This window comes from Moraxella caprae DSM 19149 (assembly GCF_000426885.1).
GTDB lineage: Bacteria > Pseudomonadota > Gammaproteobacteria > Pseudomonadales > Moraxellaceae > Moraxella > Moraxella caprae.
This window is the reverse complement of record NZ_AUGF01000006.1, coordinates 18,790-42,600: the sequence shown is the minus strand read 5'-3', so window position 1 is coordinate 42,600 and position 23,811 is coordinate 18,790. Positions and strand designations below refer to the sequence as shown.

16 protein-coding genes are annotated in these 23,811 nt (G+C 45.8%); 13 read left to right on the top strand and 3 right to left on the bottom strand.

Translation table 11 applies throughout. The features are described 5' to 3' along the window. Window positions 1-23 precede the first annotated feature (23 nt). The 3 genes from rpoC to K941_RS14445 all read left to right on the top strand — a co-directional run bounded on the left by rpoC (window position 24) and on the right by K941_RS14445 (window position 6,528). The gene (gene rpoC / locus K941_RS0102115; RefSeq protein ID WP_029102308.1) at window positions 24-4,253 is read left to right on the top strand and encodes a DNA-directed RNA polymerase subunit beta'; all 4,230 of its coding nucleotides are present in this window, start codon (window positions 24-26) and stop codon (window positions 4,251-4,253) included. Between the two features lie 617 nt (window positions 4,254-4,870). After that, window positions 4,871-5,209, top strand: a complete 339-nt coding sequence (locus tag K941_RS0102110; protein WP_029102307.1) for a P-II family nitrogen regulator — start codon at window positions 4,871-4,873, stop codon at window positions 5,207-5,209. A 41-nt stretch (window positions 5,210-5,250) separates the two neighbouring features. Continuing rightward, on the top strand, window positions 5,251-6,528 hold the full coding sequence (locus K941_RS14445; protein WP_051225803.1) for an ammonium transporter: 1,278 nt from the start codon (window positions 5,251-5,253) through the stop codon (window positions 6,526-6,528). A 138-nt stretch (window positions 6,529-6,666) separates the two neighbouring features. Here K941_RS14445 and K941_RS0102100 read toward each other — a convergent pair whose 3' ends face one another. After that, window positions 6,667-8,337: an NAD+ synthase gene (locus K941_RS0102100; protein WP_036387263.1), complete on the bottom strand. Its 1,671-nt coding sequence runs from the start codon at window positions 8,335-8,337 to the stop codon at window positions 6,667-6,669. Between the two features lie 207 nt (window positions 8,338-8,544). Here K941_RS0102100 and K941_RS14440 point away from each other — a divergent pair, with 207 nt between their 5' ends. Beyond that, on the top strand, window positions 8,545-8,856 hold the full coding sequence (locus K941_RS14440) for an eL24 family ribosomal protein (RefSeq protein WP_051225811.1): 312 nt from the start codon (window positions 8,545-8,547) through the stop codon (window positions 8,854-8,856). A gap of 83 nt (window positions 8,857-8,939) precedes the next feature. Here K941_RS14440 and K941_RS0102090 read toward each other — a convergent pair whose 3' ends face one another. Together K941_RS0102090 and K941_RS0102085 are read right to left on the bottom strand one after the other, a co-directional pair. Continuing rightward, window positions 8,940-9,482 (bottom strand): glutathione peroxidase, encoded by a 543-nt coding sequence (locus K941_RS0102090; RefSeq protein WP_029102305.1) that lies wholly within the window; start codon window positions 9,480-9,482, stop codon window positions 8,940-8,942. Window positions 9,483-9,756: 274 nt separating this feature from the next. Next, on the bottom strand, window positions 9,757-11,427 hold the full coding sequence (locus K941_RS0102085) for an electron transfer flavoprotein-ubiquinone oxidoreductase (RefSeq protein WP_029102304.1): 1,671 nt from the start codon (window positions 11,425-11,427) through the stop codon (window positions 9,757-9,759). 329 nt (window positions 11,428-11,756) lie between these two features. Between K941_RS0102085 and K941_RS0102080 the strand changes: the two genes are divergently transcribed. The 9 genes from K941_RS0102080 to K941_RS14430 all read left to right on the top strand — a co-directional run bounded on the left by K941_RS0102080 (window position 11,757) and on the right by K941_RS14430 (window position 23,753). Further along, entirely contained in the window at window positions 11,757-12,362 is a 606-nt protein-coding gene (locus K941_RS0102080) for a DUF1285 domain-containing protein (RefSeq protein ID WP_029102303.1), read from the top strand. Window positions 12,363-12,376: 14 nt separating this feature from the next. Next, a complete protein-coding gene (gene murI / locus K941_RS0102075; RefSeq protein ID WP_029102302.1) occupies window positions 12,377-13,216 on the top strand; it encodes a glutamate racemase in 840 nt (279 codons plus the stop codon). Window positions 13,217-13,464: 248 nt separating this feature from the next. Next, window positions 13,465-14,469 (top strand): hypothetical protein, encoded by a 1,005-nt coding sequence (locus K941_RS0102070; RefSeq protein WP_029102301.1) that lies wholly within the window; start codon window positions 13,465-13,467, stop codon window positions 14,467-14,469. A gap of 110 nt (window positions 14,470-14,579) precedes the next feature. Further along, the gene (locus K941_RS17315) at window positions 14,580-14,756 is read left to right on the top strand and encodes a hypothetical protein (protein WP_167539580.1); all 177 of its coding nucleotides are present in this window, start codon (window positions 14,580-14,582) and stop codon (window positions 14,754-14,756) included. A gap of 306 nt (window positions 14,757-15,062) precedes the next feature. Then, entirely contained in the window at window positions 15,063-16,757 is a 1,695-nt protein-coding gene (locus K941_RS0102060) for a hypothetical protein (protein ID WP_029102300.1), read from the top strand. Between the two features lie 180 nt (window positions 16,758-16,937). Then, entirely contained in the window at window positions 16,938-19,031 is a 2,094-nt protein-coding gene (locus tag K941_RS0102055) for an EAL domain-containing protein (RefSeq protein ID WP_029102299.1), read from the top strand. 370 nt (window positions 19,032-19,401) lie between these two features. After that, entirely contained in the window at window positions 19,402-20,337 is a 936-nt protein-coding gene (locus tag K941_RS14435) for an AAA family ATPase (RefSeq protein WP_036387261.1), read from the top strand. Window positions 20,338-20,386: 49 nt separating this feature from the next. Continuing rightward, window positions 20,387-21,427, top strand: a complete 1,041-nt coding sequence (locus K941_RS0102040; protein ID WP_036387282.1) for a DUF58 domain-containing protein — start codon at window positions 20,387-20,389, stop codon at window positions 21,425-21,427. 226 nt (window positions 21,428-21,653) lie between these two features. Continuing rightward, window positions 21,654-23,753 (top strand): transglutaminaseTgpA domain-containing protein, encoded by a 2,100-nt coding sequence (locus K941_RS14430; RefSeq protein ID WP_051225801.1) that lies wholly within the window; start codon window positions 21,654-21,656, stop codon window positions 23,751-23,753. The last annotated feature ends 58 nt before the right edge of the window (window positions 23,754-23,811 follow it).

Sequence of the window (23,811 nt, the reverse complement as noted above, 5' to 3'; positions counted from 1 at the left end):
ATAAAACTAAGCGGAGAAGTCATTTGAAAGATTTATTAGACATCATGAAAGGCCCTGCTGATGGCGGGGTAAAAGAGTTTGACAGCATTCAAATTTCTTTGGCAAGCCCTGACACCATCAAATCATGGTCGCATGGCGAAGTCAAAAAACCAGAAACCATTAACTACCGCACCTTTAAACCTGAGCGTGACGGTTTGTTTTGTGCCAAAATCTTTGGACCTGTCAAGGATTTTGAGTGTTTGTGTGGCAAATACAAACGTCGCAAATTTCAAGGTATCATTTGTGAAAAATGTGGCGTAGAAGTGACTGCCGCCAAAGTTCGTCGTGACCGCATGGGTCATATCGAGCTTGCTTCGCCTGTTGCCCACATTTGGTTCTTAAAATCCTTGCCAAGCCGTATCGGTCTACTGCTTGATATTACCTTGCGTGATATCGAGCGTGTGCTGTATTTTGAAAGCTACATCGTCACCGACCCTGGCATGACAGGTCTTGAAAAGTACCAACTGCTAGATGATGAACAATATTTTAATGCCTTAGAACAATACGGCGATGAGTTCATTGCCAAGATGGGTGCAGAAGCCGTTCAAGACTTGCTAAAAGATATTGATGTCGATGGCGAGATTGATGAGCTGCGTGCGACCATTCCCCAAACAGGCTCTGAGACTAAACTTAAAAAGATGTCAAAACGCTTGCAACTATTAGAGGCGTTCCGTGATTCGGGTAACAAGCCTGAATGGATGGTGATGACAGTTTTGCCTGTATTGCCACCTGATTTGCGTCCATTGGTACCACTTGAAGGCGGACGTTTTGCCACGTCTGATTTGAACGATTTATATCGCCGTGTCATTAACCGTAATAACCGCCTAAAACGCCTGTTGGAGCTAAATGCCCCCGACATCATCGTGCGTAACGAGAAGCGCATGCTTCAAGAAGCGGTCGATGCTTTGCTTGATAACGGTCGTCGTGGACGTGCCATCACAGGTTCAAACAAGCGTCCATTAAAATCGCTTGCAGACATGATTAAAGGTAAGCAAGGTCGTTTCCGTCAAAACCTTTTGGGTAAGCGTGTGGATTATTCAGGTCGTTCGGTGATTGTGGTAGGTCCAACCCTACGTCTGCACCAATGCGGTTTGCCTAAGAAAATGGCATTGGAGCTATTTAAGCCGTTTACTTACGCAAAATTATTGCAAAACAACATTGCCCAGACCATCAAAGCTGCCAAAAAAATGGTAGAGCGTGAAGAGCCTGTGGTGTGGGATATGCTCGCTAGCGTCATTCGTGAACATCCTGTGCTACTGAACCGTGCCCCAACACTTCACCGTCTAGGCTTGCAAGCCTTTGAGCCTGTGCTTATTGAGGGTAAAGCCATTCAGCTCCACCCACTTGTGTGTGCGGCATTTAACGCTGACTTTGACGGCGACCAAATGGCGGTACACGTGCCATTGACCCTAGAAGCTCAGCTTGAAGCTCGTGCCTTGATGATGTCTACCAATAACATCCTATCGCCTGCTAACGGCGAGCCGATTATTGTGCCATCACAAGACGTGGTGCTCGGTCTGTACTACATCAGCCGTAGCCATGTCAATGCCAAAGGCGAAAATATGGCGTTTAGTACGGTCAATGAAGCCTTGCGTGCCATCGGTTCTGATGACTTATCTGTCAATGCCAAAATCAAAGTACGTGTTACTGAGACGATTTTGGATGAAAGAACTGGCGAGAAAAACACCAAGACCGAAATCAAAGACACGGTTGCAGGGCGTTTGCTGATTTGGAACATCATGCCAGAGGGCATGGCATTTGAAGAATGCAACAAAGAGATGACCAAGAAAAACATCTCTAAACTGCTAAACTCATGCTATCGCAAACTGGGTGTTAAAGAATCTGTTCTGTTTGCTGACCATTTGATGTATCTAGGCTTTGCCCAAGCGACCTTATCAGGTATCTCAATCGGCATGGAAGACATGGTGATTCCGCCGAACAAGAAAGAGATTGTTGATACTGCGGACGCTGAGGTGCGTGAGATTGAACAGCAGTTTGAGGGTGGTTTTGTTACCGCAGGTGAACGCTATAACAAAGTGGTTGATATTTGGTCTCGTACGTCTGATAAAATCGCCAATGCGATGATGGATAACTTATCGACTGATGAAGTGGTGAACAGTCAAGGTGAGATTGAGAAAGAAAAATCCTTTAACTCTATCTACATGATGGCAGACTCGGGGGCTCGTGGTAGTGCCACGCAGATTCGTCAGCTTGCTGGTATGCGTGGCTTGATGGCAAAACCAGACGGTTCTATCATTGAGACACCGATTAAAGCGAACTTCCGTGAAGGCTTGACGGTATTGCAGTACTTTATCTCAACACACGGTGCCCGTAAAGGTCTTGCTGATACCGCCCTAAAAACTGCTAACTCGGGTTATCTGACCCGTCGTTTGGTAGACGTAGCACAGGACTTGGTGATTACGCATGATGACTGTGGCACCGATGCAGGACAGCTTATGACCCCCGTGATTGATGGTGGTGAGATTGTTGAGCGTTTGGGTGACCGTGTATTGGGTCGTGTGACCGCCAAAGATGTCATCAATCACGATGGCGAGGTAGTTATCCCCACAGGTACGCTGATTGATGAACGTCTGGTTGAAGTGCTGGACAACAACGCCATTGACGAGGTGTATGTACGTTCAGTTATCACCTGTGAAGCAATGCAAGGCGTATGTGCTAAGTGTTATGGTCGTGATTTGGCTCGTGGTCATCTTGTCAATATCGGCGAGTCAGTTGGTGTTATGGCAGCCCAGTCCATTGGTGAACCAGGCACACAGCTAACCATGCGTACGTTCCACGTGGGTGGTGCGGCAAGTGCAGCATCAGTAGACAACAGCGTATCAGTGGGCAATAACGGTACAGTGCGTTTTCATAACATGAAAACCGTAGAACACACTGATGGTCATTTGGTGGTCGTCTCTCGTTCGGCAGAGATTGGTGTGGCAGATGCCCAAGGTCGTGAGCGTGAGCGTTATAAAGTGCCTTATGGTTCTAACATCTTGGTGCGTGACGGTGCCGAAGTGGGTGCAGGCGATGTTATTGCCAAATGGGATCCGCATACTCATCCAATCATCACCGAGTTTGCCGGTACAGCACGATTTAGTGATATTGCCGATGGCATGACCGCAACGGTTAAGGTGGATGAAACCACGGGCATGAGCTCCTTTGAGATTTTGGCAAGTAAAGACCGCCCAAGTCTCTCCAAAGACTTACGTCCTGCCATCATCCTAGATACGACAGATGGGCGTGAAGTGGTATACTTCCTACCTGCTGAGACCGTGATTCGTGTGTCAGAGGGCGAAACGGTAACCGCAGGTTCGGTGCTAGGTCGTGTGCCACAAGCCACATCAGGTACCAAAGACATTACCGGTGGTCTGCCACGAGTGGCTGATTTGTTCGAAGCTCGTAAACCAAAAGACCACGCCATTATGGCAGAGGTGAGTGGTACGGTGTCATTTGGTAAAGAAACCAAAGGCAAAAACCGCTTTGTCATCACCGATGAAGAGGGTAACGAACACGAAGAGCTCATTCCAAAATGGCGTCAAATCAACGTCTTTGAGGGCGAGCATGTCGAGCGTGGTGAGATTGTCTCTGATGGTCCACAAAATCCACATGACATCTTACGCTTAAAAGGCGAGACGGCATTGGCGAATTACGTGGTTAATGAGGTCCAAGAGGTTTATCGCTTACAAGGCGTGAAGATTAACGATAAGCACATCGAGGTTATCGTTCGTCAAATGCTCCGTAAAGTAGAAGTGATTGATGGCGGTGATTCTAGCTACTTCAAAGGCGACCAAGTGGAATACACCAAAGTGCGTGCCTTAAACGAAGAGCTTATCGCCAATGACAAATTCCCAATCGTTTATGAGCGTCAGCTACTAGGTATCACCAAAGCATCGCTTGCCACCGAGTCGTTTATCTCGGCAGCGTCATTCCAAGAGACCACACGTGTCTTGACGGCGGCGGCAACGATGGGTAAAGTGGACGATTTGTCTGGTCTCAAAGAGAACGTGGTGGTTGGTCGCTTGATTCCTGCTGGTACTGGTTTGGCGTATCATCAAAACCGTCAACGCCTTGCTGAGCGTGGTTTGGAACCGGTCATTACCGTAACCGAAGACCTGTACACCAAGCCTGCTGACCCACTACTGGCTGGAACAGATGTTAAAGATGACTTTGCAGCGGCATTTGCCAGTGAATTTGGTCAAAGTGAATAATCTCTAACAATAAAAAAGCTCGCTTAGGCGGGCTTTTTTATGCCTTCTAAAATTCAAAACCAAAACTGATACAGCTAACAAATTTGAATTTTACTACGGAAACCGCAGTGCTTTTTCATTTTGTAGAGCGTGCTTTTTATCAAGGCAAATTGCCATTCATTTGATGGATTATGGGTAATCTGTGTGTTGATTTTAGGGCGTGCCTGCCTTTGGTATTTGCAATGAAAATCACGAAAAATCGCCCGTTTTTCAAGGAAAAAACTTGAGGCTGTGAGTCTTCTATCAGACAAGTTTTGGACTTCGAGCCACAAGATTTAGCCATTTTTCATGCAAAAATTAATTTAAAATGTTAGGTTTTTAACTTATTGTATAAAAATGTTATCAATGGTAGGCACGCCTAATATTTTTAAAAATTTATTTAACATAATATTTTAAAATAGTCCATTTTCATTTGTTTCTCAACCAATCATCAAATTATCATTTATACTAATGATATATCAATAAAAAATTATGAATAAATTCTTTTTTATCAAAATAAATCGTTTTTCATTTGAGTGAAAATTTGCCATACTATGCCCAACTTATAATTTTTCATTATCTACCAATAGGATAATCTCATGAAAATGATTAGCGTGGTGTTAAAACCATTCAAGTTAGACGCAGTGCGTGAGAGCCTATCGGAGCTTGGCGTTGCGGGTATGACGGTTAGCGAAGTCAAGGGTTTTGGTCGTCAAAAAGGACATGCCGAGATGTATCGTGGGGCGGAGTATGTGGTGGATTTTTTGCCAAAAATTCGTCTGGACATTGCTGTTAGTGATGACATGGTACAAAGTGTGGTGGCATCTATCATGAGCGTGGCACAGACAGGTTATATCGGTGATGGTAAGATTTTTGTTATGCCGTTAGAGCAGGTGATACGCATTCGCACTGGCGAGATGAATGAGCAGGCTCTATGACTGGGTGAATGATGGATTGGTAAATTTAATAAAGGGTGATTATGAAAATTTTAGCAAACAAATGGCAAATCGGCTGGCTACTGCTACTTACCACAACCGTCCAAGCTGATGACGGCATCAACCACGGCAATAGTGCGTGGGTGCTGACCGCCACGGCGTTGGTGCTGATGATGACTTTACCAGGTTTGGCACTGTTTTATGCTGGCATGGTGCGTAAGAAAAATATCTTATCAACCATGATGCACAGCTTTGGGGCGACAGCGGTGGTGTCGGTGCTGTGGGTGGCGATAGGTTATTCGTTGGCATTTAGTGATGGTGGTGCTTTGCAAGGGTTTATCGGTGGCACAGCACACGCCATGCTCTCTGGGGTAGGCATTGCCGAGAATAGTGGTGATATTCCTTTGGCGTTGTGGGTGATGTTTCAGATGACATTTGCGGTGATTGCGGTGGCGATTTTGGCGGGGTCATTGGCAGAGCGGATGAAATTTGGCTCATTTTTGTTGTTCTCAGGCTTGTGGGTATTGCTTGTCTATGTGCCAGTATGTCATTGGGTGTGGGGCGGTGGCTGGCTGACAGGCGATGCGTTGGACTTCGCCGGCGGGACGGTTGTTCATATCAATGCCGGTGTGGGCGGTTTGGTGTTGGCACATCTGCTTGGCAAGCGTCAAGACTACGGGGGAGCCAACCTTGCACCGCACAACCTTGTCTATGCCTTAATTGGTGCAGGGCTATTATGGGTAGGGTGGTTCGGCTTTAACGGTGGTTCGGCTCTGGCAGCAGATGGCGTGGCAGCGATGGCAATCATCGTCTCGCAGGTGGCGGCAGCGATGGGGTTATTGACGTGGCTGTTGTGTGAATATGTGGTGCGTAAACGGGCATCGGCACTGGGCGGTGCATCAGGGGCGATAGCAGGTTTGGTGGGCATCACGCCAGCGGCAGGATTTGTGGGTGTGTCAGGGGCGATGGCGATAGGCGTGCTGACGGCATTGGGCTGTTTTGCGATGATACATTATGGCAAAAAACGCCTAGGCGTTGATGATACGTTGGACGCTTTTGGACTGCATGGCGTGGGCGGTATCATTGGGGCGGTATTAACTGGTGCGTTTGTCAGCCAAGAGTTATATCCTGATGTGGGACATGAGAGCCCACTAACACAGCTGTGGCTACAAACCGAAGGGGTGCTGGCAACCATGGCATATTCGGCGGTGGCAACTTTTATCATTGGCATGGCAATCAAAAAGACCATGGGACTGCGTGTTGATGATGAAGCTGAGTATCAAGGGCTTGACTTAGCCATTCATGGCGAGAAAATTGGTTAAATCGATAAGCAAGGGCAGGATTTGTCCTTGCTTTTTCCAAAGGGTTTTTCCAAAGGGTTTATTTAACACAATCTTTTTTTTGACAAAACAAAACCGCCAATGTTTTGACGGTTTTGCAATCAAGTAAGTATTAAAACCTTAAAACTCGCCCGTTACCGACCAGCCATTGACTAGCGGATAACGGCGTTCACGTCCAAAGGATTTTTTGGTAATCTTAGTGCCGATTGCCCCTTGACGGCGTTTGTGTTCGGCTCTGTCTACCATGGTCAGTACACGTTCAACGACCGCAGGGTCAAAACCTGCCGCACAGATGGCTTTATAGCCCAAATCTTCATCAATGTACATCTTTAAGATGGCATCAAGTAGGGCATAGTCAGGCAAGCTGTCTTGGTCTTTTTGGTCGGGACGTAGCTCGGCCGATGGCGGACGAGTGATGATACGCTCAGGAATGACAGGGTTGTCTTCTAGGCGATTGCGATAATCGGCTAGGCGGTACACGTCGGTCTTGTAGACGTCTTTTAGCACATCAAATCCGCCAACCATGTCGCCATATAGGGTAGAGTAGCCGACCGCATTTTCTGATTTGTTGCCAGTTGAGATGACCATGTGTCCAAATTTGTTGGATAGAGCCATGAGTATCACGCCCCTTGCCCGAGCTTGTAGGTTCTCTTCGGTCACGTCAGGGGCTGCCCCTGCAAAGAGTGGGGCGAGCGTGGATTTGAGACCTGCCACCGCATCATGGATGGGGCAGATGGTATAAGAGACGTTGAGACGGGCGGCTTGGGCGGCGGCATCGTCCAGACTCATCTGCGATGTATATTCATAAGGCATCATCACCGCATAGACTTTATCAGCACCTAATGCATCCACAGCGATGGCAAGGGTCAAGGCACTGTCAATGCCCCCCGAGAGTCCGACAATCACACCCTTAAAGCCTGAGCGATTGACATAATCACGAAAACCGACGACTAAGGCTTGGTAGATTTGCGACTCTTCAGATAAGTCAAGTGGTGGTTTGGCTTGGGTGTCAAAGCGTCCGCTTGATACATCAAAGGTCGCCATAATCAGCTGATTTAAGAATCTTGCCCCTTCGTGAGCAATCTCGCCGTCCGCTTGACTGACGATAGAGCCACCATCAAAGACGATGTCATCTTGGGCGCCGACGGTATTGACATAGATGATGGGTAGCTTGTGCGTTGATGATTGACGGGCGATGAGTGCTTTACGTTCGGCTTGCTTGCCGACTTCAAAGGGTGACGCATTTAGCACGACCACCATTTCTGCCCCTTCGTCTTTGAGTGCTTTGATGGGTGCTTCATGCCAGATGTCTTCACAAATGAGCAGTCCGATGGTCAGCCCTTTGTAGTCAAATAAGACTTGATTGCGACCTTTTTTAAAGTAGCGTTTTTCATCAAACACGCCATAGTTTGGCAGGCATTGTTTGTGATAAAAGCCTTTTTGATTACCGCTTTGTAATATCGCCGCCGAGTTAAACGTGCCGTGATTGTCCACGTGTGGATAGCCCAAAATGGTGACAATGCCGTCTATCTTGGCAAGTTCATTCATGGCAATCTTAACACGCTCAGCCAAGGTAGGACGCAGTAGCAAATCTTCTGGCGGATAGCCGATGAGTGCCAGCTCAGGAAAGATGACGATGTCTGCCCCACGAGCTTTGGCATCTAGGGCAAGGGCTTTCATCTTGCCCACGTTGCCCTTGATGTCGCCCACCCAAAAATTTGTCTGCATGATGGCAAAAGTAATCGTACCGTTTGGGGTGCTAATTTCGCTAAAATTTTCTTGTATTGACATTTGTAATTATCCAGTAAATGTATTGGTGGTTGTCGCCTGTCGTCAATCCATGTTTATCGGCAGGCAATGATGAGTTTGATTTGTCAAGTCAGCTTGATGTTTGTATAAAACTAATTAAAACCAATCTACACAAATCAACTTAGTATAGCACACTATCGCTTATTTTTGTGATATAGTAGGCATTATTTTGTGACTTTGATGTTTGCCATGTTTGCTTTTTTAATCAATCTTATCATCATCGCCATTGTGATGAAAATCTTCTTTAAATTCATGTATCCAAAACCGCCCAAGCATTTTTTTCCAAAAGCAGGCGATGATGTCAGTATCAGACGATGCGATTATTGTGGGCATGAACTTGCCACCTATCGGGGTATTTTGCAGATGGATGTGGCAGGCGATGGGCGTGAGTATTTCTTTTGCAATGGCGACCATCAAAGTGCTTATTTTCGTGGTGATGTCTATCAAACCGATGATGACTATGATGGTCTGCCCACCAAAAAGCCGTTGAATGACGATTAAAGACGTTTAGAGAGAAATAGTAATTTAAAAAAACAAAAGACGTCCTAAAAACGTCTTTTTGTCATTGATAATTAAGCAACTCATCAAGCCATGTTTGCCAACTCTTCTTGAATGACGGATTCCATCTCTTTGGTACTGACTGTCGGGGCGAAACGCTGGGTTACTTTGCCGTCTTTATCGACCAAAAATTTGGTAAAGTTCCATTTGATGTCATTGCCTGTACGGGTCTCATTCATCTGAGCAATGATCTCAAGCAGTATCTCATATTTGCTGTTGGCTACTTCTTCACCTTTTTGCTCTTTTAGATAAGCATAAAGTGGGTGAGTGCTCTCGCCATTGATGTTAATTTTGGCAAAGATGGGAAAGCTGATTTGATATTCTTCTTTTAAAAATTTGGTAATTTCTGCATTGTCTTCGACCGCTTGTCCAAATTCGTTACTGGGAAAGTCCAAAATAACCAAACCTTTATCTTTATACTTCTGATACAGCTCTTCTAAATCATCATACTGGGGTGTCAGACTGCATTTGGTCGCAGTATTGACAATGAGCAAGGTCTTGCCTTTAAAATCGCTTAATCTAACTTCTTTGCCATGAATGTCTTTAACTGAAAAATCATGGATTGACATCGCTTAATGCATCCTTAAAAGTGTGCCAAAAATCATTGCAAAAACCATCATGCAATCTACCAACAGGGATAAAATCATACAAACCCATAAGACTATTATATATAATTTTTTGGAAAGTAAAAGTGATAAAAAACGATGGATTAATTAGTAAAAATTAATAATATGAGTATGATTCTAGTGGTAGCCATCAAATTTTGTAAGTTAGATTTTTTAGAAAATCTAAAAAGCCAAAAATAAAGGACGATTTACGCCCTTTATTTTAATTTAACCCATATCACATATTCGGATAATTAGGCCCGCCACCGCCTTCTGGCGTTACCCATGTAATGTTTTGGGCGGGGTCTTTGATGTCGCAAGTTTTGCAATGCACGCAGTTTTGACTGTTGATGACAAACCTAGCTCCGTTTGGGTCATTCTCATCCGCCACCACTTCATAGACTCCTGCAGGACAGTACAGCCGAGCAGGTTCGCCGTAGAGCGGTAGGTTTTTGGTAATTGGCACAGTCGGGTCGGTCAGTTTTAGATGACAAGGTTGGTCCTCGGCGTGGTTGGTGTTTGAGATAAACACGCTGGATAATTTGTCAAAAGTCAGCTTGCCGTCAGGTTTTGGATAATCAGGCTTATAAGCGTGGTCGGCTTTGTCAAGTTGAGCAAAATCATAACTGTTGTCATGAATGATAAGGGGCATTTTACCGCTTAATAGGTTTTGCTCCACAAAGATAAACGCACCGCCCATCCACGTTCCCATGCGGTGCATGGCAGGCGAGAAGCTTTGGGCGGATTTGGCATCATCAAACAGCCACGAATTTTCAAAATTGGTCTGATACTCGCTGACTTCATCGTGTTGTCGTCCGTCTTGGATTGCCTTAAAAATCGCCTCACCAGCGAGCATGCCCGACTTCATGGACGTATGCGTGCCTTTGATTTTGGCGGGGTTCAAAAATCCTGCGTCATCGCCCACCAGCACACCCCCTGCAAAGGTGAGTTTGGGTAGGCTATTTAGACCGCCTTTGACCAACGCCCTTGCCCCATAGGATAGGCGTTTGCCTCCTTCTAGGATAGGGCGGATAAGGGGGTGTAGTTTAAGCCGTTGCAATTCATCAAAGGGCGATAGGTGCGGATTGGAGTAAGACAAATCCACCACCAAGCCAAAGCTCACTTGATTATTTTCGGCAAAATACAGCCACCAACCGCCAGTTGCCCCTGTGTCATTTAAGGGATAGCCCGAGCCGTGCAAAATCACGCCTTCTTCGTGCTTATCAGCGTCAATCTCCCACAGCTCTTTTAGTCCAATGCCATAATGCTGGGGGTCTTTATCCTTGTCAAGATGAAAACGGCTGATGAGACGTTTGCCCAAATGCCCACGACAGCCCTCGGCAAACACGGTATATTTGGCAACAAGCTCATAACCTGCCTCAAAAGACGGCTTAGGCTCGCCCTTGGCATTGACCCCCATGTCGCCCGTTTGGATACCACGCACCGAACCGTCAGCGTTGTAGAGAATTTCACTGGCGGTAAAATTAGGAAACAGCATAATCTCCATGCTTTCGGCTTGTTCGGCAAGCCAGCGAACCACGTTGCCAAGCGAGACGATATAGTTGCCTTCGTTGTGCATACTGGCAGGGACGATGGAGCTTGGCAGTTTGATTGCCTTTTTGGCGTTGGGGAGCATATACACACGGTCTTCGGTTGCCTTGACTGTGATTGGGGCATTCATGTTTTGCCAATCAGGGAACAGCTCGTCCAAGGCACGGGTTTCCATGACCGCCCCCGATAAGATGTGGGCTCCAAACTCCGAGCCTTTTTCCACGACACAGACCATAAATTCATCAAGTCCTGCATCTATGGCAAGCTGTTTTAGGCGAATGGCACAGGACAGACCCGATACGCCACCGCCGACCACGACCACGTCAAATTCCATTGACTCACGTTGTATCTCTTGCATGGTGTTTCCTTTTTGGCTGTTTAAGGTGAAACCTTGTAATGGCTAAAAAACAAATGATTATCAAATACAATGTTTGATAAATCAAATAATTATAAAATGGTATATTTTACCAATCTTGTCAAATTAGGCAAGTTAATTATACCCTTATTTTTGATAAAATCATGACTGATACGGTTGTAAAAAGTTGTTGGGGGAATGGGTTGTGCTTTTAAAGGCTAGAATTTGGTAAATGTGATTTGTTGTGCTTTTTAAATCCTTAAAATTTATTTGCTTTTTTATAAAAATTTAGGCAAAATTAAACACTCTTTTTAAATGATGAGGTAAGGATTATGATGGATAATATTGACAAAAATGCCAATAAAGACAATGATTTAGCCAAAATCATCTCATCGCTTGGCAATGAGCGTAAAATTCCGCCATTAGATAAATGGACACCTAAGACGATAACGTCTTTTGACATTGTCATTAATGATAATGGCGAGTGGCATCATGACGGGGTTAAAATCGCTCGGCAGTCGCTTGTGGATTTGTTTGCTAGCGTGCTGTGGGCGGACGTGGACGGTGAGCAAAAACGCCACTTTTTAAAAACGCCCACCGATAAATACGAAATCACCGTGATAGACACGCCACTTTTCATCAATACTGTGGATAAAGTTACCAAAAATGGCGATGAATGGATAGTGTTTGGCACAACCAATGGCGATAACATTGTGCTTGATGATAAGCCGTTGTATTTTAAAACCGTGGTGCGTGATGATGTGGCGGACGATAGGCTATATATAGACACCCGTTTTAACCTAACCGCTCGCATTGGGCGTAATGTGTTTTATCATCTAATAGAGCTTGGCGAACTGTCGGACGAGCAGGGGCAGACGGTTTTGACCTTGCAAAGTGGCGGTAAAACGCATCGTATTATCGCTCCAAATTTTAATTAGAAAAATTAAACAATATGATAAACCAGCGCCCTGATTTTAAAGATGACCCTACCACCCCGATTGGCGTATTTGATTCGGGCGTGGGAGGCTTGTCGGTGTATTTGCACCTAAAAACACTCATGCCAAACGAACGCTTTATATACTATGCCGACACCGCCAACGTGCCGTATGGGGGCAAATCAGGCGATGAGATCTTGCTTTTGACCTTAAAAGCGGTGGCACGGCTGTGTAAACGGGGCTGTAAACTCATCGTCATCGCCTGTAACAGTGCGTCCGCCCATGCCCTAAAAGCGTTGCGTGAGCGGTGTAGCGTGCCGATTGTAGGGCTTGTCCCTGCGGTCAAACCTGCGTGTAGCCTAACCAAAACCCGCCAAATTGCCGTGCTTGCCACTCGGGCGACTTTAAATGGCTATCTATTAAACGATGTCATTAATGACGTTGCCAAGCCACAAGGGGTCATGGTGCATAAGCATTTTGAGCCGACATTGGTGCCGTGGGTGGAGAGCGGTATGCCGATTGACAGTCAAGTGGCAAATCTACTCATTAGACAAACCAAACAATGGGCGGACATGGGCGTGGATGTCATTGTGCTTGGATGTACGCATTATCCGTTTTTTAAGGAGTTTTTGCAGACCTTTATACAACAAGAAAATCCGGACGTGCAGTTGATTGACTCAGGACTGGCAATCGCCCAACGGGTCAAATCCTTGCTTGATTTTTTTAATATCGCAAGTCCCACACCAAACACCGCCCCCATGCAGTTGTATGCCACACGCTTGGATGATGACCTGCTTGCCACCGCCGAGAAGTTAAGCGGTGAGCCATTTATTGAACTGATTAATTATGATGAATGACTCTGTAAGGCAAAAGCACGGTAAATGATGTGCTAATTTTAACCATTTATATGTTATTGTGTTACTTTTGCAAATTTTGGCGTTTTTGTTCATCTTGGGTATTTTTATTTTGATAAAAATTCTTTATAATAAGGGATTATTTTGATAAAAAAATCACTTGTTCTACTATTTTTAAATTGTCATACTTTTATCACTGATTTTGGGCGGACGTTCCTTAACACCAATCCACTATTAACCTTGGGGTTTTTGTGTCAAATCATCGTTATCATGTTCATGTCGCTTGTGTGGCTGATGACCCACTGTTGGTTACTGCCCAAGATGATGTGGCGATATTTTTTGAGAGTCGGGCTTTTTTAACCAAAGACTTGGTGATTGCTCGTGCCGAATCTGCCAGTTATAGTTGGCGATGTGTTAATTCTGCCGATGTGGTACTCATACTCATTGGTAACAGCTACGGCAAAGTCAATGCGTCAGGGGTGAGCCAGCTTCACGTTAGCTATACCAATGCCAAAGCTAAGAATAAGCCCATGCTGATATTTGTACACTCGGATGTACTAAATAAGCCAACGGGCAATCGGCTGATTGATTTTGTGGGGTCACTAGAATCCCAAGGTGGCGATGTCGTTCATTATTTTGATGATAATACCAATTTCCCCAAGCTCTTAGAGATGGCGTTTAATACGCTTGATTTTGACAAAACCAAAGGGTGGCAGACAGTAGGGGTAAGCATTCGTAGTACCCTCCTTACCTCACCCCAAGAGAGTCAAACAGCCAATATAGACAAAACAGAGAAAACAGTGGGGGTAGATAAGGCAAAACCAGCCATAAATTTTGATGAATCGCACCACGCCAAAAACCCTGATTTGCATTCTGCTTTAAAACCCGCCTTGGTGCTTGATAGTGAATTTTTGGTAAGTTGTACCGCTCATGCGTTTCGCGGTGGTACGCTCATTGAAGTATCTTTTGTTATCCCACTACGCTGGCGACACATCGTTGCCATGCTTGCCAATGTCGTCATGCCATTTTCCGAGCAGGGGTTGGGGCGCGCCTTAAATGAAATCGTGGATAAGAGTCTAGCAAGCCAAATCGTCTCTCGCCAACACCCTGATGTCCATGCGGTCAGTCGCATACAGGTTGTTAAGGCGGATGCTTTATGGATATTAGATGAGCTAGAGTTGGCAGGATGGATTGAACCTGTGGGGCAAGGCTCACTATGGCAAGCGACAGAAAAAGCCTCAGGTGTGACTAAATAGGCTTGGCTAACAAAAGTCATATTCTGTCATGATGTGTACATACTTAGCAATAATACAGCAATAAAGCCTTGTTATGATGACTTCATCATTTTTGTTTTTAAGGAAAAATTATGTCAAACCAAGCAGACAATCCAAGCATTAACACTCAAGAGCTAGACAAGCTCACCGATACCATGCATGATGCAGAAAAATCACGCACCTTAGAAGAACAGGTGGCGTATCTCAAATCACAGGGCATTAACCCATCAAAGACTTATGCCAAATGGGATGATGATCCAGAAGAGTAGCCTTCTCTCGACTTGACTCTAAGCACAGCCGATGACGACTGTGCTTTTTTATGATTTTTATAATACAATCAAAATGGGAAAAATACTACCCCAAATGCTGTTTCTGGGGGATTATTGTCGTGGACAAGTGTTAATAGTTTGCTATAATATAAAACTTTATGTTATTAACCCACGTCTTAACTTGCACAAATTAAATAAATTTTGTTTGATACTAAGTGACTAAGTTTTGGAGGTGTGTTGTCAAGTTGTTAGAGTCTACACAGCATGGATGGCATCGTCAAGCCAGTTTGTGCAAAGAGATATGTTATGATTACCCTGCAAAAATTTGAACGCCTAATTACTGCACCATTGGCACAAAAATCCATCGCGCTGACCTATTTTGACCAGACAGGTGCCAATCTTAGCACATGGGCAACCATGCTTTCTGCTAAATCTAAACATGAGCAGTACACTGAGCTTAGGGTAGCACTTAGCGAGGTGTTGGTCTGCGACATCCATGATGGTCAAAAATTGACACTCATGGATGAGCTGATGGTGGTTGTTGAGCGTGTGGTTGGGCAAATGCACACTAACTATGTCTATGAACATCAAAGCTTATCCGATGAACAGCAGTCGTCAATTCATGAAGTGCGTAGTTTGTACTTTTTGATGATTTTGGTGTATCGCAACATTGCCGTACGCCATCAGAAAGCTGTTGTTTTGGCAAGTAGCGGGAGCAAAAAATGGCTTAGTAGAATCATTTCTGCCAAAAAAGCAGGCGTGCTTACCGCCGAGCGTGACATCTTTATTTATGCTGTACATCAATTTATGGTGCTGTATGTCAAGCTTTTGATGGAGTATGCGTTAACCTATCAAAGATCTCCTAAGGTTATTTGGCGAGAAGTAAATATCTGGTATCTGACCACGCTTAATCTGGGGGTTTGCCATCAAAATATTCAAGATTTTGATAAAAATTATCCCAAAACGTCCATTCATGACAGATACATGCAGGCGTGTGGGGCAAGTTTCGGCAACTTTTTTGCCTATCGTCGTCAAGATATTTTAAATGCTTTTAAAGTTTTGCCTTTGTGGGTTAAATATTTTAAAACAACCTTTGATGCCAACCCTGAGTTTCGTGTTTTTGTCAATCTACAAGGTGTCGAGCCACCTGAGGTTATCACGCCATACGCATCGGTCAATCCGTACAGTGATGAGCATCGCTGTTTGTTTTTTGATTTAGAGAGTTTTACACGGCACATGGAGCAGGTGTCATCAGGCGAATACATAGATGGCACGGCACAGTCGTTGTTTGAGATGCGTTTTGCTAAAATGGTGCTACTTGCCTTTGAACAGCGTGCATCACACGAAAGACAAGGCGGTGGTCACGAAAGAAAAGCTGAGCTACTGGTGGGGTTTGCATCCATTTTTAATGAAATCTCTGGCGGTCAAAATCTATCTAACGTCATAAGAGAACGGGGGTTGCCTGCTGATTTTCACGTCAAAATCAGTGCATCCGCCATCGGCATGGTCGCCCCCAAAGAGATTGTTAAGGTAAGTTATAAAAATGAGGCGGTGGCTCGTTTTCGCTTTGGCGAAGAGGGTGTGGATGAAAAAGAAGAGGTGCTACCATCTCGCCCACTCATTCATCTTTACGGGCTTTTTGCCTTAAAATCAGCAGTCTCAACCAATAAAAATCCTTGGCGTCTGGGCATGGCACATTGGGTGGAAAAATCGGATAACTCAGTGGCGGTGGATGGGCGTTTTTTGGGACGAGTACTGATGGCGGTCGGTGTGCGACTACGAAAACAGGATGGTCGAAGTCAAGAATTTGTTCATGCTTTATTGGTCGATGGTGACGAACTCAACGAACAAAGTACTCTCATTATGCCTCGTTATCATTTTAAGGTGGGAGATTATGTTGTTTTGCGTATTGATACCAAGGAGATGGAGCTAAGATTGGAACGCAATCTTTTGACCACTGATGAGATTGAGCAATACCAAATCGTGCGTTTAAATGGCTAATTGATTAAATGTCTGTTATAATATGGCATCTTTTTTGATACACCCACCATCAGTCTTTATTGTGGTTTGTAATGTTTTGTAAAAATATTTCAAAATATTACAAATTGGTACAAATATTGCAAATATTTTGGGTAATCTAACGCCAGTCTTTCTGCATCGATTTTAATACACTGTATGTCTATGAAAAAAAATATCCTAAACCTGTTGTTTATTGATGAAGAGCAACTCTATGCTGAGCATCTTATCAGTCACTTGTCAGAATATTTTGATGAGGTCAATTTGGGCTTTTGGGATGAAAAGGCAGAGTTTGTCAAATCCCTACGCCAAGACTGGGACGTGCTTGTTTTTCATCGTGCCTATGACATGAATTTTGCAGATGTGGTGGGTATCCTACAAGAAGAGCAGATAACTCTGCCTGTCATTCATTTGGTGCATGATGATACGCAGGCAGCTGTTAATGGACATGGCAATCCTGAGGTAGTTCATGGCGACATGATTAAATCATTGGCAAAAGGCGATGACAGACTTATCGTTTCTGCCATTTGTCTGCAGACGGATTATGTGCGAGCCAAACGCCAAACCGCCCATCTAAAAGCCATCTTAAAAGAAGCCGAACAACGTGCTAATATTTTGATAAGAAACTCAAAATCTGCTGTGGCATACATCGATCAAGGCGTACATATCTTTGCCAACGACCCATACTTGGAAATGTTTGGCTATAACAGCATGGAAGAGATTATTGGTGTGCCGGTGGTGGATTTGATTGCCGGTGGGGACAATGTCAAAGGCTTTAAACAATTCTTACGCAAATTTGACAAGGGTGACCGCTCACAGGTGGAGTTTTCCTTCGAGAGCAAACGTACAGATGGCTCAACCTTTGCATCCAAATTGCAACTGGCGGCGGCGACCTTAGATGGCGAGCCTGTCACGCAGATGATTATTCAACAAAATGAAAATAACAGTGCTGAGCTTGCCAAAAAACTTGCCGAAGCAGAGCGTCAAGATGCCCTAACAGGACTCTCCAATCGTCTTGCCTTTACCGAATCATTACAGGGCACCCAACAAGAAGTTGCACGTGGTGATATTAAGTCAGCTGCTTTGTTATATATTCGCATGGACGGCATGGGCAAGATTCATTCAAGCACAGGCTTAACGGGAATAGATACCGCAGTCAAACAAGTGGCTTGGGTGCTTGATGAGACCGCCAAAAAAGCACATGATGCCAGCGTGAGTAGATTTAGTGATACCAGTTTTGCGTTGGTGGTCGATGAGATAAACAAAGAGCAAGCGATGGCTTTGGCAGAGCAACTTGCTGAGCGTGTGGCAAATATGCTCATCGAGGTGGGCAGTCGTACCGTTGCTGCCACACTGTCCATCGGTGTGGTAATGATGGATGTCAATGCTCCTGAGGCAGGCGTGGTATTAAGTCGTGCCATGGATACTGTTCAGGACATCAATCCTGATGACGAAGGCATAAAGGTCAAAGCTTTTGATATTAGTGCCATTGCAGGCGAGGATGATACAGTGATGGCGGAGTACATCCAAACTGCCTTAACCCAGAATAAATTTGTGTTAAAATATCAGCCGATTTATGATATTGATACCGACAGTAGTAGCTTGTTTGAGGCGTTTATAACGTTGCCTCAAGCTGATGGTACAGAAATGACCTACGATAAGCTAACCCCCATTGCTAAAAAACACAATCTACTTGAAAAAATTGACCGTTGGATGCTTATCAATGCCAGCAAACATTTGGCAAGCATTCGCCAAAGTGAGCCTACCGCACGCCTGTTAATAGGGTTGTCATCGGCATCACTGGCGGATACTAATTTGGCAGGCATCATCACTCAGCTGACCCGAGCCATTGGCGGTGGTAGTGAGGTGCTGACATTGCAGTTTAGTGAACAAGATTTAATGGATTATATGGCGGTCGCCAAACGTCAGTTTATCGCCCTAGCCAACATCGATTGTCCTGTGGGCATGAATGGCTTTGGGGTAACTGCTAAATCCGCCGAGGTGCTAGATTATCTGTCGCCCAACATGGTGCGTCTTGCCCGTAGTTATACCAAGGACTTAGACAGAGAGGCGAATTTAACGGCCTTGCAAGGGCTGGTCAATACAGCAACCGAAAAAGGGGCAAGCACGCTCATGCCATACATCGAAGAGGCATCCACCATGTCTATGGCGTGGTCGGTGGGGGCAAGATACCTACAAGGCGACTATCTGCAACCTGCCAATACCGAGATTACTTTCCCGCCCCCTGCTGAAGCGTAACTGCCATAATAGCGAACACCCAACACATCGTTGGGTGTTTTTTATGTAAAAAGTTTGCCACAATAACGCTTGTCATACAAAAAATTTTTAAAAAAATTGATATAATTATTAGGGAATGCCTGCCCTTTATAGCACTATTTACAATACAGAAATATTTTAGAAAAACCAATCGTTTTTGCATGAAAAATGGCTATCCGACCACTTAATTTTTAGATAATAGTCCAAAAAGTATGCCAAACTAGGTTTTCCGTTCGCCCTGAGCCTGCCTGCGGGTAGGAAAACCGTTATGGGCAGGCATAGCTCACCACGAACGGTTTTCTTTATAGCATACTTTTTGAACCAGAGCCAATATTTTTTATTCGAGTGTTTCATGTCACACATCCAGCCCAAAATCCAAACCTTACTTGACAAACTAAACCAAATCGTCCTTGATAAAGAAGAAGCCGTAACCCTTGCCGTGTCCTGCATTTTGGCGGATGGGCATTTGCTACTGCAAGACTTACCTGGTATGGGTAAGACCACGTTGGCACACAGTCTTGCTATCCTGTTAGGGCTAGATTTTAACCGTGTGCAGTTTACCAATGACATGCTTCCTGCCGATATTTTGGGAATGATGATATACAACCAAAGCGAGCAGAGTTTTGCTTTTAGAAAAGGGGCGGTGTTCACTCAGCTACTTCTTGCTGATGAGATTAACCGTTCAAGTCCCAAAACGCAGTCAGCACTGTTAGAAGCGATGGAAGAAAAACAAGTAACCCAAGATGGACAAACGTATGTTCTACCCAAGCCCTTTTTTGTCATCGCTACCCAAAACCCTGCCCAACAAGCAGGCGTGTATCCATTGCCTGAGTCACAGCTTGACCGCTTTTTGATGTGTGTCTCGCTCGGCTATCCGTCACCTAAAGCTGAGCGTGAACTGCTAGAGGGGAGAGACCGTAGAGCGATGATGGGCGAGCTTGTCCCGATTTTGACCAGCGAAGAAGTGACACAAGCTCAGCGAGAAGTCAAAGACATCTACATCGCCCCTGTGGTGCTAGACTACCTACAAAAACTGGTCGCCAAAACCCGTTCAAGTCAAGAATATCACGGCTTATCCCCCCGTGGCGTGTTGGCGTTAAAGCGTGCTTGCCAAGCCTATGCCTATGTATTAGGGCAGGACAATGTGGCGATAGATGACGTGCAGGCGGTGTTCTCGGCGGTCGCTGACCACAGGCTAGGACAGCGGTTTGTGCCGTTTCATCATCTGGGTGGTCTGACTGAGATGACCATTGCCAGACGTATTTTGGACGAAGTGGCGATTGATTGATGGCGGATTTGCCATTTGTCATTAACCCAATCAATCTATCTGTATGCCCATGAAATCATCTGCTCATCGCCTAACTCGCCCACTGACCAATCCCATAAAGAACAAGCTCAACGAGTTCTTTGCCAGACGCTCGCCACGCAAAGATACGGTGTCGCTCGGGCTACGTAATGTCTATATCTTTTTTAGCCGTCAAGGACTGCTGTTTGCTCTACTACTCATCGCCACTTTTGTGACGGGGGTCAATTATGGCAATAACTTGGTACTGGGGCTGTGCTTTTATCTGTTCGGCATTTGGCTTGTGACGGTGTTTTATACCTTTGTGCAGGTGGCGAGCATTGATGTGCGGTTTGTCGAGTCTAGCTTGTCTGAGGCAGGGTCGATAGGTTATGTGACTTTGGAGTTATCCACCAGAAGTGGCAAGGCGTCACGGCAGATAGAAGCGGTGTTTGATGATAAGCATGAGATTGTCCAAAAAATGCTCAAAGGGCAGGCACGAGAAGACTTCATGAATGCTCGCACTATCATCACGCCAACGCTGGGCAAATCGGTGCTGGTCAGATTGCCTGTCTATACGCCCACTCGGGGGGTGATGACCCTGCCCCGTTTGGTCATCAGCAGTTGCTATCCGCTCGGGGTCATGCGTGCGTGGGCGTATGTGTATTTGGCAAGTCCGATGTTTGTACATCCCAAGCCTACCCCCTTTGACTGGCAAAACGACAAGCGAGCGGTGGCAAGCGAGAGCGATGAGCGAAGTGCCATTAGTGTGGCAGGGCAAAGCGACTTTGAGATGTTGGACGAATACCAAGAAGGCGAGAGTTTGGCACGGGTGTCATGGTCGCACGTGGCACGGGGGGCGGGCATGCTCACCAAGCACTTTGGTGACTCGCTCGGGCGTGAGTGGTGCTTGCACTATGATGACATGCCGTCAGGGGTGCATGAGACCCGCCTAAGTGAGCTGACCCATGCGGTGCAAGCCATTGCCAGCCAAGGCGCGCCCTTTATGCTTGTTTTGCCCAGTGGGGCAGGGCAGATAGGCGTGGGCGATGAGTTTGTCCGCCAATGTCTGCTAAGACTTGCCAAAGAGCCTTGATGGGTTTTGGCAGTTGGCAAAATTGGCGGTTTATATTATCCGTTTTAAAGTCCTTTTAAAGCCGTTTAAAAGCATTTTTGAGTTATTCTATTTATAAAAAAGATTTGGTTTGATAGTTAATAAATTGATGATAAATAAAAAGGTTGGTATTTGCCTAATTTCACCAAATCATTTACCCTAATTTTACCAAATCATTTATCGGGCAAAACCACACGACACAGACACCATGAACAGCACTTTTCACGATTTTGGTCAAGGTAGAAAAACCCTAACCACAAGCCCCCAAAAATTTTGGCAAAAAATCCTTGCTCTGCCTGCCTATCACTGGCTACTGCTTGCCATGGCATCGCTTGTGTTTCCCCATGCGATGGGCGTTCCTGCATGGCTACTGGTCGCACTCATCATTAGCATCATCATGCAAAAACCCAGTATCAAGGCACACCTGCACCGTCTAAGTGGTGGGCGACTACGCCGTATCTATCAAGTGGTGCAGGTGCTACTGTTTTTGGTTGGCACGGTGGCGATTTGGGTGGGTTTTGGGCAGGCGTTTGGCGTAGATGTGGCGGTCAGCTTTTTGGTGCTGTGCTTTGTGGCAAAGGCGTGGGAGCTGTATGAGAAGCGGGACGCTTATGTGGCGTTAAACCTTGCGTTATTTACGCTGGCGTCGGCGTTTTTGATACGGCAGGATTTGAGCGTGGCGGTGGTGGGACTGCCGACACTTATGATGATATTGGTGGGTTTTATCGCCATTAGTGATGATGATAATGCTGATAGTTCGGGGCGACTGCGTGCACTGGCTATGATAACTCTGCCTGCCATTCCCCTGCTTGTGGTGCTGTTTTTGTTTTTTCCCCGCCTGCCCCCGATGTGGTCACTGCCGATGGCGGGCAAATCTGTGACAACGGGTGTTTCAGATAGCATGTCACCGGGGGATTTTTCTAATCTGAGTCAATCGACTGAACTGGCGTTTCGTGCCGAATTTGATGGGCAAATGCCAAGCCGTCATGAAATGTATTGGCGTGGGCTGGTGTTTAGCGATTTTGATGGGGTGACGTGGCGACAAAGTGAGTTTTCGCCTCATTTTTGGTCGTCACGAGATAGTGATAAGCCCCCAGCATGGTCGATGAGTGCTTATCAAGGCATGGAACATCATTATCGGGTTATCTTGGAGCCAACCGAGCAAAACTGGCTGTTTGCTCTTGATTATCCACGCCTGCATCCTGAGCGTGGCATGGGCATGACGGGCGATTTTACTCTGCGTCATTATTACCCGATTAGTACCCAAAAACGCTATAGTGCCAGTTATTTTAGCCAGCCTAAGGTGGATATTGAGCTAACTGACATCCAAAAACGCATTAATCTACGCCTGCCCGAAGATGGTAATGAGCAGGCTCGTGCCTTTGCCAGTGAACTCTATGCCCAGACAGGCGACCCTGTCCGCTATGCACAAGCGGTGCAAAACTTTATCACCACGGGTGGATTTAGCTATACGCTCTCACCTCCTGTACTGCGAGATGACCGCATTGATGAGTTTTTGTTTGGGACGAAGGCGGGGTTTTGTGAGCATTATGCGTCCAGTTTTACCTTTTTAATGCGGTCGGCAGGCATTCCTGCTCGAGTGGTGGCAGGCTATCAAGGCGGTGAGCTTGGGCGTGATGGGCAGAGCTGGGAAGTGCGTCAGATGGATGCTCATGCATGGACAGAAGTATGGTTTGATGGGCAGGGCTGGGTGCGTATTGACCCGACCGCCTTTGTCTCGCCTGACCGTGTGGAATTAGGCATGAATGCGGTAACTGAAATGGGCGGTGCGTCCATGTTTGGCGATGGTATGACAGGGCAATGGAGTTATCAGCAGTTTAAGATGCTACAAACATTGAGACGTTACTCTGACCAGATGGGCTATTATTGGCAAAAAAACGTGGTCGGCTATGACCAAGATGAGCAAAAAAACTCGCTCTTTAAATGGTTTAATATCACAAGTTTTGCTCAGCAGTTTTGGATATTGGTTGGGGGCGTGGGGGTGCTTGCTGTCTTATTTGTGGGTGTGATGATGTACCGACGCAGACGGCAGTATCATGGGCTAGACGTGCCACTTGTGAAGCTCTCGGCAGGGCTTGCCAAGCAGGATAAGGCATGGAGCAAGGGGGCGAGCGAGCCTTATTTGACTTGGCTTGACCGTCTAAAAACGCCAAATAATTCCGAAGACATTGATGAATTAAAGGGTCTGTATCGCAAACACCGCTATGGGCGAGACGGACGGGTAGATAAAGCGGTAGTCGGTCAAATGATGGATGTCGTCAAGCGGTTGGTGGGGCGTGCTAGATGAGCGTGGCTGAGATTGGGGTTTTTTGTGTTTTTCGATTGTGCTACAATGACTTATCTTT

What these genes read in the sequence shown, in the direction of transcription:
- K941_RS0102110 (WP_029102307.1), top strand. Translation starts at nt 4,871, where the DNA reads ATGAAAATGATTAGCGTGGTGTTAAAACCATTCAAGTTAGACGCAGTG.
- K941_RS14445 (WP_051225803.1), top strand. Translation starts at nt 5,251, where the DNA reads ATGAAAATTTTAGCAAACAAATGGCAAATCGGCTGGCTACTGCTACTT.
- K941_RS0102100 (WP_036387263.1), bottom strand. Translation starts at nt 8,337, where the DNA reads ATGTCAATACAAGAAAATTTTAGCGAAATTAGCACCCCAAACGGTACG.
- K941_RS14440 (WP_051225811.1), top strand. Translation starts at nt 8,545, where the DNA reads ATGTTTGCTTTTTTAATCAATCTTATCATCATCGCCATTGTGATGAAA.
- K941_RS0102090 (WP_029102305.1), bottom strand. Translation starts at nt 9,482, where the DNA reads ATGTCAATCCATGATTTTTCAGTTAAAGACATTCATGGCAAAGAAGTT.
- K941_RS0102085 (WP_029102304.1), bottom strand. Translation starts at nt 11,427, where the DNA reads ATGCAAGAGATACAACGTGAGTCAATGGAATTTGACGTGGTCGTGGTC.
- K941_RS0102080 (WP_029102303.1), top strand. Translation starts at nt 11,757, where the DNA reads ATGATGGATAATATTGACAAAAATGCCAATAAAGACAATGATTTAGCC.
- murI (WP_029102302.1), top strand. Translation starts at nt 12,377, where the DNA reads ATGATAAACCAGCGCCCTGATTTTAAAGATGACCCTACCACCCCGATT.
- K941_RS17315 (WP_167539580.1), top strand. Translation starts at nt 14,580, where the DNA reads ATGTCAAACCAAGCAGACAATCCAAGCATTAACACTCAAGAGCTAGAC.
- K941_RS0102060 (WP_029102300.1), top strand. Translation starts at nt 15,063, where the DNA reads ATGATTACCCTGCAAAAATTTGAACGCCTAATTACTGCACCATTGGCA.
- K941_RS0102055 (WP_029102299.1), top strand. Translation starts at nt 16,938, where the DNA reads ATGAAAAAAAATATCCTAAACCTGTTGTTTATTGATGAAGAGCAACTC.
- K941_RS14435 (WP_036387261.1), top strand. Translation starts at nt 19,402, where the DNA reads ATGTCACACATCCAGCCCAAAATCCAAACCTTACTTGACAAACTAAAC.
- K941_RS0102040 (WP_036387282.1), top strand. Translation starts at nt 20,387, where the DNA reads ATGAAATCATCTGCTCATCGCCTAACTCGCCCACTGACCAATCCCATA.
- K941_RS14430 (WP_051225801.1), top strand. Translation starts at nt 21,654, where the DNA reads ATGAACAGCACTTTTCACGATTTTGGTCAAGGTAGAAAAACCCTAACC.